General features: G+C 45.7%; 11 protein-coding genes and 2 riboswitches. Of the genes, 8 read left to right on the top strand and 3 right to left on the bottom strand.

Annotated features, from left to right (window positions below):
- Positions 1–9: 9 nt before the first annotated feature.
- The 6 genes from V6W81_RS22340 to ptsP all read left to right on the top strand — a co-directional run bounded on the left by V6W81_RS22340 (position 10) and on the right by ptsP (position 7572).
- Entirely contained in the window at positions 10–546 is a 537-nt protein-coding gene (locus V6W81_RS22340; RefSeq protein WP_145046921.1) for a protease, read from the top strand.
- Positions 547–601: 55 nt separating this feature from the next.
- Positions 602–2149 (top strand): flotillin family protein, encoded by a 1548-nt coding sequence (locus tag V6W81_RS22335; protein WP_145046919.1) that lies wholly within the window; start codon positions 602–604, stop codon positions 2147–2149.
- A 166-nt stretch (positions 2150–2315) separates the two neighbouring features.
- A complete protein-coding gene (gene glcT / locus V6W81_RS22330) occupies positions 2316–3170 on the top strand; it encodes a glucose PTS transporter transcription antiterminator GlcT (protein WP_338540436.1) in 855 nt (284 codons plus the stop codon).
- 287 nt (positions 3171–3457) lie between these two features.
- Positions 3458–5512 (top strand): glucose-specific PTS transporter subunit IIBC, encoded by a 2055-nt coding sequence (ptsG, locus tag V6W81_RS22325; protein WP_145046917.1) that lies wholly within the window; start codon positions 3458–3460, stop codon positions 5510–5512.
- Between the two features lie 79 nt (positions 5513–5591).
- A complete protein-coding gene (locus V6W81_RS22320) occupies positions 5592–5867 on the top strand; it encodes an HPr family phosphocarrier protein (RefSeq protein WP_036617010.1) in 276 nt (91 codons plus the stop codon).
- Positions 5860–7572, top strand: a complete 1713-nt coding sequence (gene ptsP / locus V6W81_RS22315; RefSeq protein WP_145046915.1) for a phosphoenolpyruvate--protein phosphotransferase — start codon at positions 5860–5862, stop codon at positions 7570–7572. The genes V6W81_RS22320 and ptsP overlap by 8 nt, the downstream gene beginning before the upstream one ends.
- Positions 7573–9143: 1571 nt before the next feature.
- Here the strand turns inward: ptsP and gcvPB are convergent.
- From gcvPB to gcvT, 3 genes are all read right to left on the bottom strand, one after another.
- Entirely contained in the window at positions 9144–10628 is a 1485-nt protein-coding gene (gene gcvPB / locus V6W81_RS22310; RefSeq protein WP_338544046.1) for an aminomethyl-transferring glycine dehydrogenase subunit GcvPB, read from the bottom strand.
- Between the two features lie 77 nt (positions 10629–10705).
- Positions 10706–12061: an aminomethyl-transferring glycine dehydrogenase subunit GcvPA gene (gcvPA, locus tag V6W81_RS22305; RefSeq protein WP_338540435.1), complete on the bottom strand. Its 1356-nt coding sequence runs from the start codon at positions 12059–12061 to the stop codon at positions 10706–10708.
- Entirely contained in the window at positions 12058–13194 is a 1137-nt protein-coding gene (gcvT, locus tag V6W81_RS22300) for a glycine cleavage system aminomethyltransferase GcvT (protein WP_338540434.1), read from the bottom strand. Before gcvT ends, gcvPA begins: the two co-directional genes overlap by 4 nt.
- A gap of 244 nt (positions 13195–13438) precedes the next feature.
- A riboswitch (glycine riboswitch) is annotated at positions 13439–13537 on the bottom strand.
- A gap of 3 nt (positions 13538–13540) precedes the next feature.
- Positions 13541–13664: riboswitch (glycine riboswitch) on the bottom strand.
- A gap of 340 nt (positions 13665–14004) precedes the next feature.
- On the opposite strand from gcvT, the gene gcvH reads away from it, so the two are divergent.
- On the top strand, positions 14005–14397 hold the full coding sequence (gene gcvH / locus V6W81_RS22295) for a glycine cleavage system protein GcvH (protein ID WP_056701322.1): 393 nt from the start codon (positions 14005–14007) through the stop codon (positions 14395–14397).
- Positions 14398–14812: 415 nt separating this feature from the next.
- Positions 14813–15250 (top strand): hypothetical protein, encoded by a 438-nt coding sequence (locus tag V6W81_RS22290; RefSeq protein ID WP_145046907.1) that lies wholly within the window; start codon positions 14813–14815, stop codon positions 15248–15250.
- Positions 15251–15532: the final 282 nt, after the last annotated feature.

The following is a 15532-nucleotide window of genomic DNA, read 5'->3' as shown; positions in this document are numbered from 1 at the left end:
AAACGGGGAATGGAGTCAATCTATTGGGGCTGTCTCATCGGCGGTGCCATATTTGCGGTCGTGAGTCTTGTGCTAGGTGACTTAATTGATGGCTTGCTGGATGGAGCCTTCGAGCTACCTGGTGTTGATTTTTTCAAACCCGTTGTGTTGGCTGGTTCCATTACAGCTTTTGGCGGGGCAGGCATTATGCTGACACGTTATAGCTCGGTAAGTGCGATGACGGGTCTAATATTATCCCTGCTAATAGGTATTGCTGCAGCTATGCTGGTATTTTTTGCATATATCAAACCGATGCGTAATAGCGATGTCTCTATTGGATTCTCGATGAAGGATCTATCAGGCAAAATTGGAGAGATTACGATTCCGGTGCCGGAAAAAGGATTTGGTGAAGTGATGATCCGTTTCGCCTCTGGCAGTACAATTCAAACGGCATCCAGTTTTGAACATCGTCCCATTGCGGCGGGAGCGCGTGTTGTTATTATTGATGTAGTAGATGGTGTGTTACGAGTGTCGGAATGGGAAGATGATGTACTTAAAGATGTATAAGTAAGAACAGTAGCAAGATGAAGCAATCATCAATGATTAAAGGGAGAGATGTGGAATGGATTTGAATTGGGATGTATTGTTGATTCCGGTTGTTGTGGTTGGTGTAATTTTGATTCTGGGTTTGGCGTTCTGGGCAAGATACAAAACGGTTGGACCAGACGAAGCGATGATTGTTACGGGTTCATTCCTGGGTAACAAGAATATTTCTGAAGATGAGTCAGGTCGAAAGATTAAAATCGTTCGTGGTGGCGGTGCATTTATTCTGCCTGTATTCCAGCAATCCGAGTTTATCTCATTGTTGTCTCACAAATTGGATGTCTCCACACCAGAGGTTTACACCGAGCAGGGTGTACCGGTTATTGCAGACGGTGTCGCGATCATCAAAGTTGGAGGCGCTGTAGAAGACGTTGCTACCGCAGCTGAGCAATTCATTGGTAAACCAGTAGAATCGCTTAGAGGCGAAGCGCAGGAAGTATTAGAGGGGCATTTGCGGGCTATCCTCGGTACAATGACTGTAGAAGAAGTATATCGGAACCGTGATCGGTTCGCACAAGAAGTTCAAGGCGTAGCGGCAAGAGATCTGAAGAAGATGGGTCTACAGATTGTTTCATTTACCATCAAAGATGTTCGGGATAAGCAAGGTTATCTAGATGCCCTCGGTAAACCAAGAATTGCTGCCGTTAAGCGTGATGCTGAGATCGCAGAAGCCGAAGCAATGCGGGATGCTCGTATTCAGAAGGCAAATGCGGAGGAACAAGGACAAAAGGCAGAATTGCTACGTGATACCAATATCGCTGAAGCTGCGAAGGAGAAGGAACTGAAAGTTGCGGCATTTAAGCGTGATCAGGATACAGCCAAAGCCGAAGCCGATCAGGCGTATCATATTCATGAAGCTCGTGCTAGACAAACGGTAGTAGAAGAGCAGATGAAAGTTGAATTGGTTCGTAAAGAACGCGAAATTGACTTGCAGGAAAAAGAAATTACCGTTCGTGAGAAGCAATATGATGCTGAAGTGAAGAAAAAAGCAGAAGCAGATCGTTACGCTGTAGAGCAGGCTGCCGAAGCAGACAAAGCGAAAAGAATGCGTGAAGCAGATGCGGTGCAATACTCGATTGAGACTCAAGCGAAGGCAACTGCAGAACAGAAACGTCTCGAAGGTCAGGCTGTGGCAGATGCAGAGCGGGCTAAAGGTACAGCGGATGCTGAAGTTATCCGTCTGCGTGGTCTTGCCGAAGCAGAAGCAAAAGAGAAGCTGGCTGAGGCCTTCCAAAAGTTTGGCGAAGCAGCCGTGCTCGATATCATTGTCAAAATGCTGCCTGAACTGGCTGGCAAAATTGCAGAGCCAATCTCATCCATTGATAAATTGACAGTGGTAGATACTGGTAAGGGTGAAGGGGCAACACGGGTTAGTAACTATGTAACTGAACTGATGGCAACAGCACCAGAGATGCTCAAAAGTGTGTCCGGAATTGATGTTGAACAGTTGATTAAAGGTCTTACCAAAACCAAAACAGCTGCACCAGTTGCTGTACAACAGAGCGAATCTGCAACGACTCCGTCCATCGTAGATAAAATTGTGGAAAAAACGAGAGCTGACGAGTAAGTATTACAAGCATTGTCAGTGGTAAGCTCTATTGACCTTGAGGCGAATTTTTGTTACTTTTTAAGCAAGACGTCCGGCGCGGTTTGCCCGCTCCGGATGTCTTTTCGTTCGTAACAGGGTGTGACTTCATCACGCCCAAGATGGTGTGAAAAAAGAGGTGCAAACAATGAGCAGCCTGCATGTAGATAAAGCGCTAAATAATAATGTAATCATTGCACAGCATCCTGAACATGGGGAAGTCGTTGTCATTGGTAAAGGCATCGGCTTTAACCGCAAAACAAGTGACAATATCCCACTTATGGCTGTGGAGAAAATGTTTATTTTGAAGAACCAGCAGGAGCAGGAGCAGTACAAGCAGCTTCTTCCACAAGTGGATGAAGCGTTGATCGAGATTATTAACGAAGTCATTACGTATATTGCTGAACGTACGGATGCTCCATTGAATGAGCATATCCATATTGCATTAACTGATCATATTTCTTTTGCATTGAAGCGTAAGGAACAGGGAATTGTCATTCAAAATCCATTTTTATATGAAACGCGCGAGATCTATCCGGAAGAATATCGTATGGGTGAATACGCTGTTCGCTTGATAAAAGAGAAGCTGGGCGTCGATTTAGGGATGGATGAGATCGGGTTTATTGCCCTTCATATCTATAGTGCTATGACGAACCAGAATATCTCCCAAGTACGAGAGCATTCTCAATTAATAACGGATCTGGTGAGCCTTGTCTCGAAGCAGTTGGACTATTCGTTTGAAACGGAATCGCTGGATTATTCACGTTTATTAACTCATCTGCGTTTTGCTCTAGAGCGTGTTCGTCGTGGAGACAAAGTCGAGGAGCTTCATAAATTGGATTCTCTTTTGAAATTGGAATACCCTGAAATGTACTCGCTTGCATGGAAGCTAACAAAAGTTATGGAGAAAAGGCTGAATCTGCCTGTGTATCCAGCTGAGGTGGGATATCTCACTATTCATCTTCAACGGTTGTATCAGAGGAAAGAAGAAGAGAAGAAGTGATATATTTCCACATGTGGAATGGTTTTTAGGAAATTTACTGTAAAGGCTTGCACTGTAATTGAAGTGATGCTACAATGGTTTCCGTAATCAAGCAACTGAATAAACATAAGCGACGTGTTACTGACTCGATCAGGCATGAGTTATTAAAGTGTGATTGTTCTTACCTTAACCCGGGTATGCTATACCCGAAAAGGTTAGTTCGATTCCTTTATTAATTCATGCTTTTTTTGTGTCCCCTTGCTTGCATCACGACATACTAACAGAGAACGAAAGGGAGTAACAACGCGATGTTCAAAAAGCTTTTTGGTGTTCTGCAAAGAGTTGGTAAAGCGCTAATGCTGCCTGTAGCGATCTTGCCTGCGGCAGGATTACTCTTAGGCATTGGTAACATGCTGGTTAATCCAGACTTTTTGCAATACGTTACGGCGTTAGATACTCCTTGGGTGAACTCGATCGCAACGATTATGATGAATGCGGGTCAGATCGTATTTGATAATCTTGCACTGCTGTTCGCCGTCGGTGTAGCCGTAGGATTAGCTGGTGGTGAAGGTGTAGCTGGGCTTGCAGCCATCATTGGTTACCTGGTCATGAACGTGACACTAGGTACAGCTGTAGGTGTTACGCCAGCCATGATTGGGGAAGTGCCGGGGTATGCGAGTATACTAGGTATCCCTACATTAAGTACCGGCGTGTTCGGAGGTATTATCATAGGTATTACCGCCGCACTATGCTACAATCGGTTTTTCAAAATTGAGTTGCCGTCTTATCTAGGTTTCTTCGCAGGCAAACGTTTTGTTCCGATTATCACTTCAGTTGTTTCCCTCATCATTGGGTTACTTCTAGTGATTGTCTGGCCTCCAATTCAAAATGGACTGAATGCTGTATCTCATTTCATGGTAGATACAAGTCCAACATTGTCGGCATTCATCTTCGGTGTAGTTGAACGGTCATTGATTCCGTTTGGCTTGCATCACATTTTCTACTCACCATTCTGGTTTGAGTTCGGGGAATACGTGAATAAGGCTGGAGATGTTATTCGAGGAGATCAGCAAATTTTCTTCAATCAGCTTCGTGATGGTGCCGATATTACGGCGGGAACCTTCCAAGTAGGTAAATTCCCGTTCATGATGTTCGGTTTGCCCGCAGCGGCACTTGCGATGTACCATGAAGCAAGACCAGAGCACAAAAAGTACGTAGCAGGCATCATGGGTTCGGCAGCGCTGACCTCATTCCTGACAGGGATCACAGAACCGCTAGAGTTCTCATTCTTGTTTGTAGCGCCTGTGCTATTCGCAGTACACTGTATCTTTGCAGGTTTGTCGTTCATGACCATGCAAATTCTTGGTGTCAAGATCGGAATGACCTTCTCCGGTGGGTTCATCGATTTCCTGATCTTCGGGATTATTCCGAATCGCACACCATGGTGGGACGTTATTATCGTTGGTTTGATTCTTGCGGTGATCTACTACATCGGTTTCCGATTGATTATTCGCAAATTCAATCTCAAGACGCCAGGACGTGAAGAGGCAACCATGGAAACACAAGCAGGCGGAGGTAAGGGCTCGACAGACGACCTACCGCACAATATTCTTGCTGCATTTGGTGGGCAACAAAACATCAAACATCTGGATGCATGTATTACTCGTTTGCGGATTGAAGTGAACGAGAAATCGAATGTAAATAAAGACCGTTTGAAGCAATTGGGTGCATCTGGCGTGCTAGAAGTGGGTAATAATGTACAGGCCATCTTCGGTACACGTTCAGATACAATTAAATCGCAAATGCAAGACATCATCGCAGGACGTACACCTGCACCAACTCCGGCTGCTGATGTGACGCCAACGCCAGAGGAAGAGAAGGCGCAAGGAGAGCAAGGTGAACGCATTGTTGCAGAAGATATCGTCATGCCGGTCAATGGTGAGCTACTGGATATTACGAATGTACCTGATCCGGTCTTTGCCGAGAAAATGACAGGTGACGGATTCGCAATTCTGCCACATGACGGAACGATAACATCTCCTGTGTATGGTAAAGTGTTTAATGTATTTCCAAGCAAACATGCCGTAGGTATTATGTCTGACGGTGGTAAGGAAGTGCTTGTTCATATAGGTGTGAACACGGTGAAGCTGAAAGGTCAGGGCTTCAACGTGCTTGTGCAGGAAGGGGACTTGGTATCGGCAGGACAGCCGATTATGGAAGTCGACCTGGAGTTTGTGAAAGCAAACGCTCCATCGATTATTTCACCAGTCATTTTCACCAACCTGCCAGAGGGCTCTACAGTCACTCTCAAGAAGAGTGGCGTGTTGAAAATTGGCGATCAGCCAATCATTGAGATAAAATAAGAAGTGTTACGATGATGGCAAGCAAGTGTAAATATATGCAATGCCTAAAAAAACAAATTGCGAAAGTGAGATGATTGTAATGCAACAAACATTCAGAATTACAGACGAAGATGGTATCCACGCACGTCCGGCGACAGCCTTGGTAAATACAGCAAACAAATTCAAAGGTGCAGAATCCTTTGCAGAAGCTAACGGTAAAAAAGTAACATTGAAATCCATCCTGGGCGTTCTTTCCCTTGGTTTGGAGCAAGGTGACACAATCAGCATTATCGTTGAAGGTGAAGGCGAAGCAGAAGCTCTTCAAGCTTTGACTGATGTTATGGTTAACGAAGGGTTGGGCGAAATTAATGCTTAATGTTTCCGGGATCGCGGCTTCGGCGGGTATTGCTATCGCCAAGGCGTTTATCTTGGAGCATCCTGATTACTCTGTAGAAAAACGCCAAATTAACGACGTTGACGCAGAGATCGCGAAACTCGACTCAGCTCTGGGTAAATCCCAGGCTGAGCTTGAGGCGATCAAAGAGCGTACTTTACAAGAGCTTGGCGAGAAAAAAGCTGAGATTTTTGCTTCGCATTTGCTCATTCTAAATGACCCGGAACTTATTGATCCGGTAAAAGCAAAAATTGCTGATGACATGGTTAATGCAGAATATGCATTGAATGAAACAGCATCTCAATTTATCTCCATGTTCGAGAACATGAAAAGTGCATATCTTCAAGAACGTGCAGCAGATATGCGTGACGTTACCAAACGTGTGCTAAATCACTTGCTTGGTATCGACTTCATGAGTCCCGCAGAGATCAGTGAAGAAGTCATCGTGCTTGCGGAGGATCTTACACCTTCCGACACAGCGCAATTGAATCGCCAATTCGTTAAAGGTTTTGCTACGAACATTGGTGGACGTACTTCTCACTCCGCAATTATGGCGCGCTCGCTTGAAATTCCAGCTGTTGTTGGTACCAAAGACATTCTGGCTCAAGCGAAACAAGGCGATCTGATTATTGTGGACGGTCTGGATGGTCAAGTCTTGGTTAATCCTACAGACGAGGTTGTTGCTGAATACCGCGCCAAACAGGAGCAGTATGACGCACAACGTGCGGAGTGGAGAAAACTGCGTGACGAGCCAACCGTTACTGTGGACAACGTTCATGTGGAACTCGCAGCAAACATTGGTACTCCAAATGATGTTGCTGGCGTTCTAGAGAACGGTGGAGAGGCTGTAGGTCTGTATCGTACGGAGTTCTTGTACATGGGCAGAGACAAGCTTCCTTCCGAGGACATCCAGTATAATGCTTACAAAGCGGTATTGGAAAAAATGGAAGGCAAACCTGTCGTTGTTCGTACACTCGATATCGGTGGAGACAAAGAGCTTCCATACCTGGATCTGCCAAAAGAAATGAACCCATTCCTCGGCTTCCGCGCAGTTCGTCTGTGTCTGGATCGCCTGGATATCTTCCGTACACAATTGCGTGCATTGTTGCGTGCAAGCGTACACGGTAACTTGCGTGTCATGTTCCCAATGATCGCAACACTGGGTGAATTCCGTGAAGCAAAAGCTGTCCTGCTCGAAGAGAAGGAGAAGCTCGTTGCTGAAGGTATCGCTGTTTCAGACAGCATTCAACTCGGAATCATGGTCGAAATTCCTTCGACTGCAGTTCTGGCGGATCAGTTTGCTAAAGAAGTGGATTTCTTCAGTATCGGAACAAACGATCTGATTCAATACACAATGGCTGCTGACCGTATGAACGAACGTGTATCTTACCTGTATCAACCATATAACCCTGCCATCTTGCGCTTGGTTAAAATGGTCATTGATGCAGCTCACCGTGAAGGAAAATGGGTTGGCATGTGTGGGGAAATGGCGGGAGACGAAACCGCAATTCCATTGTTGCTCGGTCTTGGACTTGATGAGTTCAGCATGAGCGCAACATCCATTCTGCCCGCACGTAGCCAGATCACGAAGCTGTCCCGTGCGGACATGCAAGAATTGGCTGCCAAAGCATTGGATATGCAAACGGCTGAACAAGTCGTTGAATTGGTTCAAAGCATTCAAGCGTAATTTTGCGGGGGTTTCCTCCGGAGCTTAAAGGTCTTCTTTTTTCCGATAATGAGCTGCGTTAATGCAGCGATTTTGCCAGTATCCGCTGTTATAGCGGTTACTGGCTTTTTTTGTTTCGAGCAGCATGTTGCCGGAATCTACCTAACAGTAGATGCCGGCTTCTTCTGATATAAGTAGGGAAACTATTGAGTCGATTAGCTCATGCTAAGAGCTAGATGCCAAGAGCCGAGTGCAAGTGCTGAGAGCTAGGGTCACTTACCAAATGCCGAGAGCCAAATATCAAGTGCTGAGAGCTAGGGTCACTTGCCAATGCCGAGAGCCAAGTATCAGTGCTATGTGAAGAGCCAAGAGCCGAGAGCCGAGTGCTAAGTGCAAAGAGCCAAGATTTGAGTTCTAAATGCAAGTGGTAAGATGCAAGTCGCAAGTCGCAAGTGCTAAGTTCCTAGCAATGACTTTTAAGTGGTGAGTAGTAGGCACTCAGTTCTAAAGAATCTGAGACATCTTATTCAGGTGTTTGAAGCGCCTGCAGAAATCTAAAGAACCTGAGACGCGTTATATCGGAAAATATAGCCGTTTTTCGATATAATAGCCGATGGTTTCGAGAAATAACGTGTCTGGTGTTCCTAAAAATTGAAAAATTGAGCCTATAGGCCAAATAAGATGTCCTGGATTCCTTAGAATATCTTGAGTCAGTGCTGTCCCTTCAGAGGCATAAGCCAGTCTGGAGTTAAGAACTACGACGGACGCCACCGTGTGTGAGCCTACGGGCTCAATAAGATGTCATGATTCATAGAGTATCTTATGGACCGGTGGTGTCGCTCACGGTTATAAGCCAGTGTCTGGAGCCGAAAATCCCACTGGACATCACCATGTGAGCCCATAAACCAATCTAGACGCGAGTAATATATAGACGCCATAATTGATCTGAATACAGCTTACCTATGTTTAAGACATGTTCTAACAGCATGATGGGGCGCAACACTGGTATCCGTAAGAAGGGGAAAGCGACTGGGCGGCAACGCTAGTTTTCGTATGAAGGTGAAAGTGTCGGGGTAGTAACACTGGTATCCGTAAGAAGGGAAAGCGACTGGGCGGCAACGCTAGTCTTCGTAAGAAGAGGAAAGCAACGGGGTGGTAACACTGGTATCTGTAAGAAGGGAAAAGTAACTGGGCGGCAACGCTAGTTTCCGTAAGAAGACAAAAGCAACTGGCAGCAACAATGCCATCAGCAAAAGAGAAAAGTAACATACAAAAGCTCTTGCAGAGGTATAATCCGCAAGAGCTTTTGTGTGAACAATGATTTGATTAGGCACGTTCTATAACTTTGAAAGGAGCAAGTGTAATATAACTTTTTGTTCCAAAAGAAGCAGGTTGTGCCCAATTTACGTTCCAACCAAGGAAATTTCCACAGACGTACCGATCTACGCAAGAGGTAGCCAACACAGATGAAGTATGACAGAAAGTCAGTGGAAAATCAGTGGAAAGTCAGCGAAAAGGCTCAGGTAAGGCAACGGAAAGGCAGTGGAAATGTCTTTAAGTCTGATTTGCCCTCAAATAAGATTCAAAATGTCCTAACTGCAAGCGCAGTTCAATACAGGTTTACGAGCAGCGGTTGTTTCGTCCAGACGAGTTACAGGTGTGCCGTAAGGAGCATTAAGCACCAGTTCAGGTGTTTCTTCTGCTTCCTTCGCAATGCGGATCATCGTATCAATGAATCCATCGAGTGTTTCTTTACTTTCAGTCTCGGTAGGCTCAATCATAATGCATTCCTCCACATTAAGTGGGAAATAGACCGTTGGGGGATGATAGCCAAAATCAAGCAACCGCTTGGCAACGTCCAATGTACGAACACCATATTGCTTCAATCCACGGCCGGACATCACGAATTCATGTTTACATACACCTGGGTATGGAATTTCGTAATAAGGTGCAAGACGTGCCATCATATAATTTGCATTAAGCACGGCACATTCGGATACACGTCGCAGTCCCTCGGGGCCATACGTACGCATGTAAGCATAAGCACGTACCAAAATGCCGAAGTTGCCATAGTACGCTTTGACACGTCCGATGGATCGATCGCCTTCATAATCCAGAGCATAGAGGCCTTGATCATTTTTGATCACCATCGGTTTAGGCAAATAAGGCACGAGACGGCTTTTCACACCAACAGGGCCAGCACCAGGGCCGCCGCCACCATGTGGGGTACTCATTGTTTTGTGCAAGTTCAGATGTACGACATCAAAGCCCATGTCTCCCGGACGGGTAATGCCCATAATTGCGTTTGAATTAGCGCCATCATAATACAATAATCCGCCTGCCTCATGCACAATTGAAGCGATCTCCTGGATATCCTTCTCGAACAGACCAAGCGTATTAGGATTCGTAAGCATCAATGCAGCTGTGTCGTTGCCCACTGCCCCGCGAAGTGCATCCAGGTCAACAAGGCCATCCGCTCGCGAAGGAATGGTTACCGTCTCGAACCCAGCAACCGTTGCACTGGCTGGATTGGTTCCATGGGATGAATCAGGCACGATTACTTTGGTACGTACTTCACCACGACTTTCATGGTAGGCCCGAATCATCATAAGCCCCGTCCATTCGCCATGGGCGCCTGCAGCTGGTTGTAAAGTTACGGCATCCATGCCAGTCAGGCCAGCAAGATCCTTTTGTAGTGTGTACAACAGCTCAAGAGCACCTTGAATACTGGACTCATGCTGATATGGGTGGATTTTGGCGAATCCACTGTAGCGTGCAACATCCTCGTTAATTTTGGGATTGTATTTCATCGTACAGGAGCCGAGTGGGTAAAATCCATTATCTACTCCGAAGTTACGGCGGGATAGAGCTGTATAGTGACGAATGACATCGACTTCGAATACTTCAGGTAACGCAGCTGCTTCTGACCGTAGCATTTCCCGGGGAATCAAAGCTCCGGGATCTTGGCGAGGCACGTCACATTCCGGTAGGGAATAAGCCACACGTCCAGGGCTGCTAAGTTCGAATATGAGAGTCTGTTCAGGAGCAGGAGATGCTGTTGAAGCAGTATTCTTCAATTCGGTTTCGGTGTTCACCGGCGATGCAGTAGCAGGTGCTGACTCAGTTTGCCCTAGTGATGTTTTCGTTTCTTGGCTCACAACGATCCCTCCAATGCTCGTGCGAATTCGTCAATTTCTTCTTTGGTGCGTCGCTCCGTAACTGCGATTAACATATGTCCGGCAAGCTCGGGATACTCCCGGCCGAGTTCGTAACCACCGATAAAACCTTTATCCAGCAATGCTAGTTGCAGGGTATCAACGTTTGTTCCTTCAGGCAATTGAATGACGAACTCGTTAAACGTTGGTGCGTTGAAGGTTGCTTTTACACCAGGGATAGCTTTGAACACTTCGAGTGCATAATGACTCTTCTGCAAATTGAGATCGGCTACATCGATCATGCCCTGTCTTCCCAATGTGGACATGTACACGGATGCGCTGAGTGCAAGCAAGGCTTGGTTGGAACAAATGTTAGACGTCGCCTTTTCCCGGCGGATATGTTGTTCGCGTGCCTGAAGCGTTAATACGAAGCCGCGTTTGCCATTACGATCAGTCGTCTGACCTACGATTCGACCAGGAATACGGCGCATATGAGCCTGTGATACAGCAAAATATCCACATGTTGGCCCGCCCAGTGATGCGGCAATTCCCAAAGGTTGAGCGTCGCCGACAACAATGTCAGCCCCAAGCTTGCCAGGAGCTTCTAGCAGTCCAAGTGATATTGGATTGGCACTGACAACAAGTAGGCTTTTATGTGCATGAGCAAGGTCAGCTGCTTGTTGAATCGGTTCAATGGCACCGAAGAAGTTCGGGCTTTGAATCATGACTGCGGCTGTATCTTCTGAAATAGTAGCTTGTAAGGCATCCCAGTCGGTTACTCCGTTCTGATACCCGATCTCGACGATATCGAGACTTAGACCATGAGCATAGGCTTTCAATACTTGGCGTGCTTCCGGGTGGACGGTGCGGGATACGATCAATTGTTTACGGCGAGTAGCTGCTGCTGCCAAATTCCCTGCTTCTGCAAAAGCTGTCGCACCATCGTACATACTTGCATTGGCCACGGCCATGCCTGTTAATTCACAAATATATGATTGAAATTCAAATATAGCTTGAAGTTCGCCCTGACTAATTTCAGGCTGGTACGGTGTATATGCAGTATAGAATTCTGAACGGGAGATTACATGATTAATGACAGAAGGTATATGGTGGTCATAGATGCCTGCACCAAGAAAGCTTGCGTGTGTCTCGAAGTTGGCATTGGCTCCAGCTTGTTTGGACATATGACGTGTAAGAGCATATTCATCTAACCTAGAGGATACGGGAAGCTCGCCCTGATAACGAATCTCCTGCGGGATATCTCGGAAGAGATCTTCAATCGTGTCTACACCAACTGTTGCCAGCATAGCGCTCTGATCCTGCTCGGTCATAGGAATGTAACGGTGCTTGGTCATGCTTGATCAGCTCCTTGAGTAGGTGTCTTAGGCGTGCGTGTCCGTTTATGAAAAGGGGTCTTTACGACCTCGGCTTTTAGTTTTTTGCCACGAATCTCAATCTCCAGTGGCGTACCTAGCGCAGCATATTTGCTGTCAATGAGGGCTAACCCAAGATTCCGTTTCAGCGTAGGGGATTGTGTGCCTGTCGTTACTTCGCCAATCTGAACACCATCCGCGTAAAGAGGGTAATGGGGACGTGGAATTCCACGCTCCAGCACTTCGATACCGACTAATTTACGAGCAGGCCCATCATTTTTCTGCTGGGATAATACGTCGTGTCCGATAAAAGGCCCAGAATTCAGCTTCACAAACATACCAACCCCAGCTTCCAGCGGGGAGATCGTAGGTGATAATTCCTGTCCGTACAAAGGTAATTTTGCTTCAAAGCGTAGGGTGTCCCGTGCACCAAGCCCAGCCGGAACTAATCCGTGATCCTCCCCAGCATGCATCAATCCGTTCCATACCGTAGCTGCTTGATCTGCTGGAACATATAGTTCAAAGCCATCTTCGCCGGTATATCCGGTGCGGGATAACAGCAATTTTACACCGCAGACTTCCGCATTCTGTACAAAACGAAACGGCTCAATAGTAGCTACATTGATGTCCGTAACTTTTGTGAGAATATCAACAGACAATGGACCTTGCAGTGCTAGAAGGGCAGTCTGCTCAGAGTCATTTGTCATGGTTACCCCAGGAGCAAGATGTTCTACCAACCATGCCCAATCCTTATCGATGTTGGAGGCATTAACCACTAACATATAATGCTGTTCCTCTAGCTTATACACGAGCAGGTCATCCACCACACCGCCATCGGGATAACACATCAACGTATACTGTGCCTGACCGGGAACAAGTGCAGTTACGTCATTCGTGGTCATTTGCTGTAAAAAAGCCTCCGCTTGCTCACCCTGAACGGTGAATTCGCCCATATGGGATACATCAAACAGTCCAGCGCGTTCACGAACAGCCTCGTGTTCCTTCTGGATGCCACTAAATTGTACAGGCAGCTCCCAGCCGCCAAAGTCAATGCAACGTACACCTTCATACTGCTGATAGAGTGGAAAGAGTGGAGTTCTAAGTAAATCAGACATCGAATCACCTCTTCATTAGCCGTCAAGCGGCTGAATGTGTTGCATATGGATTATCATTGAAAGAACATGATCGTTATTAAAAATGGTATAAGTATGTTGATTAATGAATATTAGTCTTACTTAAAGCCGTACTTCTGAGATGCGTTATGCCGCACGGTCTGGTTCCTGATGTCATCTTTTTTTGGGAAAAAGGAAAAGGACAGGCCAAAGAACCGGCATGCCAGAAGCACGCTGTATTCTTAGGCTCTGTCCTTGGTACCTGAGAGTTACCCCGCCGCCAATGCAGCAGGTTTCCCCTTGGGTGATCGTAACGCCCTACCGGGCGGGTAGATGCTCTCCAGAGTTGCGTCCCGTAAAAGTCCTTTTGCCTGAGAGATTCACCGCCCGCTTGTCGGGTGGTTTACTCCTTCGGCGTTACCGCATGAACATCCAGATTCGGGTGTTTGGGTAATCTCTCCCTTTACATTCATCCGCGATATTGCACACAACGAAAACAGTTTTACTCCTTCCATTAATACGCGAATTGCATAGTAATGTCAAGAACAATGTCATCGGTTTTTAAATAAATACGAATATTAATGATTAAATATAAATTAATGTTCGGATAAATTAAAAGACTGCGCTTACTATTCCAATAATAACTAGTATATGTAAGTTCGTATTTTGATGAGCTTGTTTTTTAGTAGTGGAATACAAATAAATTGTGAGATATCTTGACATTTGAATCGAAAATATCATACGCTATGTTCTGGGAAAAAGGAATGGCTGAAGAACGCATGCACTCATTAATGAAAAGCGAGGCGGATATCGATGAGCGAATTGAAAAGTGATTTCCTGTACAGTGAAGAGCACGAATGGGTGCAGACCGTAGGGGAGGATACCGTACGTATTGGTATTACCGAGTTCGCGCAGCATCAGCTGGGTGACATTGTGTTTGTTGAATTGCCTGATCTTGAATCCAGTGTACAAGCCGAAGAGAGCATTGGTACGATTGAATCTGTCAAAACGGTGTCTGATTTGTTCTCACCGGTTAGCGGCTCCATTATTGCGATCAATGATGCATTACAAGATGCACCAGAGCTTGTAAATAGCTCTCCTTATGAAGAAGGTTGGATGATTGAGATCCGGGTAAATGGGGATTTGAGTGCAGCCTTATCTAAGCTCATGAACGCGGACGCTTATCGCAAACATACCGAGGATTAAACTTCGAATGTAATTGAACAGACCTATAATAAATATGAGCACCTTTTGTGGAACAAAGTAATCGCCTTTTGGGGAAGCTTTGAATCACGAGGGTGCTTTTTGTTGTGGTTTGCCGTGCTGAATAAGCATAGAAAGGATATTATTTCCTGATAAATGGATAGGTACTAAGTCCCTATTTTTGGTAAGGATAACTATAGTTTCAAAGGCAGAAAAGATGCCCATGATTGCCTATGGGACATGGAAGTTGATGGATGAACGTACAGCAATTGAATGACGTTATCTCATTTGGGGCTATCATCCTGAATTCACGGATTACAGTTGTTTCTCGTATTGAAGCGTCTATAATGACATATAAGCAAGGAACGACAGCATTCTTGAATTTAGAATTTAACAACATGTGGAGGTGTACAAGTCTATGAAAAATATCATTCAAAAAGTGTTGCTAGCTTCGATGGTTACGGCGGCTGTGTACCCGCTGGTTCCTGTCACTCTGAATCAAGCTTCTGCAAGTGACTACATTGGCACAGTTCCCCAACCTCAGTATTCAACGATTGCAACCTACACCATGGACAAAAGCACAGTAAAAGATTTAGCAGCGAACATGCGAGCTTTATCCAGTAACACAGCCATTCTGGCAGAAACGATTGCACCGATCATTGCGACCAAAATTTCACCTGTATTAGGGGGATATGTGTCGGCAGCGTCACTCGCAACAGCATTAAGCGTCAACTCACAATTGTCCACTGAGGTGTTATACGCAGCAGATCACAATATGAGAGTGAAGGTTGAGATCCAAGACCTGCCTTATCATACTTCATATTCAACACGGACAATCTTTACTGCTGTTAATTAACGATAAACTTAAATGAACAAATAGATTTTGGACAGTCTTCTTGTCTTAAGCATCCTTCAGTGTAGGTAGCGAACACCATGGATCTGTTACGAAGTCACTGCAACGTTGGAAGCTACAAATGAGATAAAAATAAAATCGTTAGACATCTTGCTCAACGTGGTTAACATAGGGCATAGAAATAAACAGCGCAGAGTGATGTTACAATCCTTTGCGCTGCTCGGCTACCAAGAGGAATTCATCTTCGCTCCAAACGCTAACGAACCTACGGCATCTTAATAGGCG

The organism is Paenibacillus tundrae, from assembly GCF_036884255.1.
Classification (GTDB): Bacteria; Bacillota; Bacilli; order Paenibacillales; family Paenibacillaceae; genus Paenibacillus.
The sequence above is the reverse complement of the archived record's forward strand: the minus strand, read 5'-3'. Positions and strand labels throughout refer to the sequence as shown.

Bases quoted from the DNA above. Each gene is read 5' to 3' on its own strand.
- V6W81_RS22290 (WP_145046907.1), top strand. From the start codon at position 14,813: ATGAAAAATATCATTCAAAAAGTGTTGCTAGCTTCGATGGTTACGGCG.
- gcvT (WP_338540434.1), bottom strand. From the start codon at position 13,194: ATGTCTGATTTACTTAGAACTCCACTCTTTCCACTCTATCAGCAGTAT.
- V6W81_RS22335 (WP_145046919.1), top strand. From the start codon at position 602: ATGGATTTGAATTGGGATGTATTGTTGATTCCGGTTGTTGTGGTTGGT.
- ptsP (WP_145046915.1), top strand. From the start codon at position 5,860: ATGCTTAATGTTTCCGGGATCGCGGCTTCGGCGGGTATTGCTATCGCC.
- glcT (WP_338540436.1), top strand. From the start codon at position 2,316: ATGAGCAGCCTGCATGTAGATAAAGCGCTAAATAATAATGTAATCATT.
- gcvH (WP_056701322.1), top strand. From the start codon at position 14,005: ATGAGCGAATTGAAAAGTGATTTCCTGTACAGTGAAGAGCACGAATGG.
- V6W81_RS22340 (WP_145046921.1), top strand. From the start codon at position 10: ATGGAGTCAATCTATTGGGGCTGTCTCATCGGCGGTGCCATATTTGCG.
- ptsG (WP_145046917.1), top strand. From the start codon at position 3,458: ATGTTCAAAAAGCTTTTTGGTGTTCTGCAAAGAGTTGGTAAAGCGCTA.
- gcvPA (WP_338540435.1), bottom strand. From the start codon at position 12,061: ATGACCAAGCACCGTTACATTCCTATGACCGAGCAGGATCAGAGCGCT.
- V6W81_RS22320 (WP_036617010.1), top strand. From the start codon at position 5,592: ATGCAACAAACATTCAGAATTACAGACGAAGATGGTATCCACGCACGT.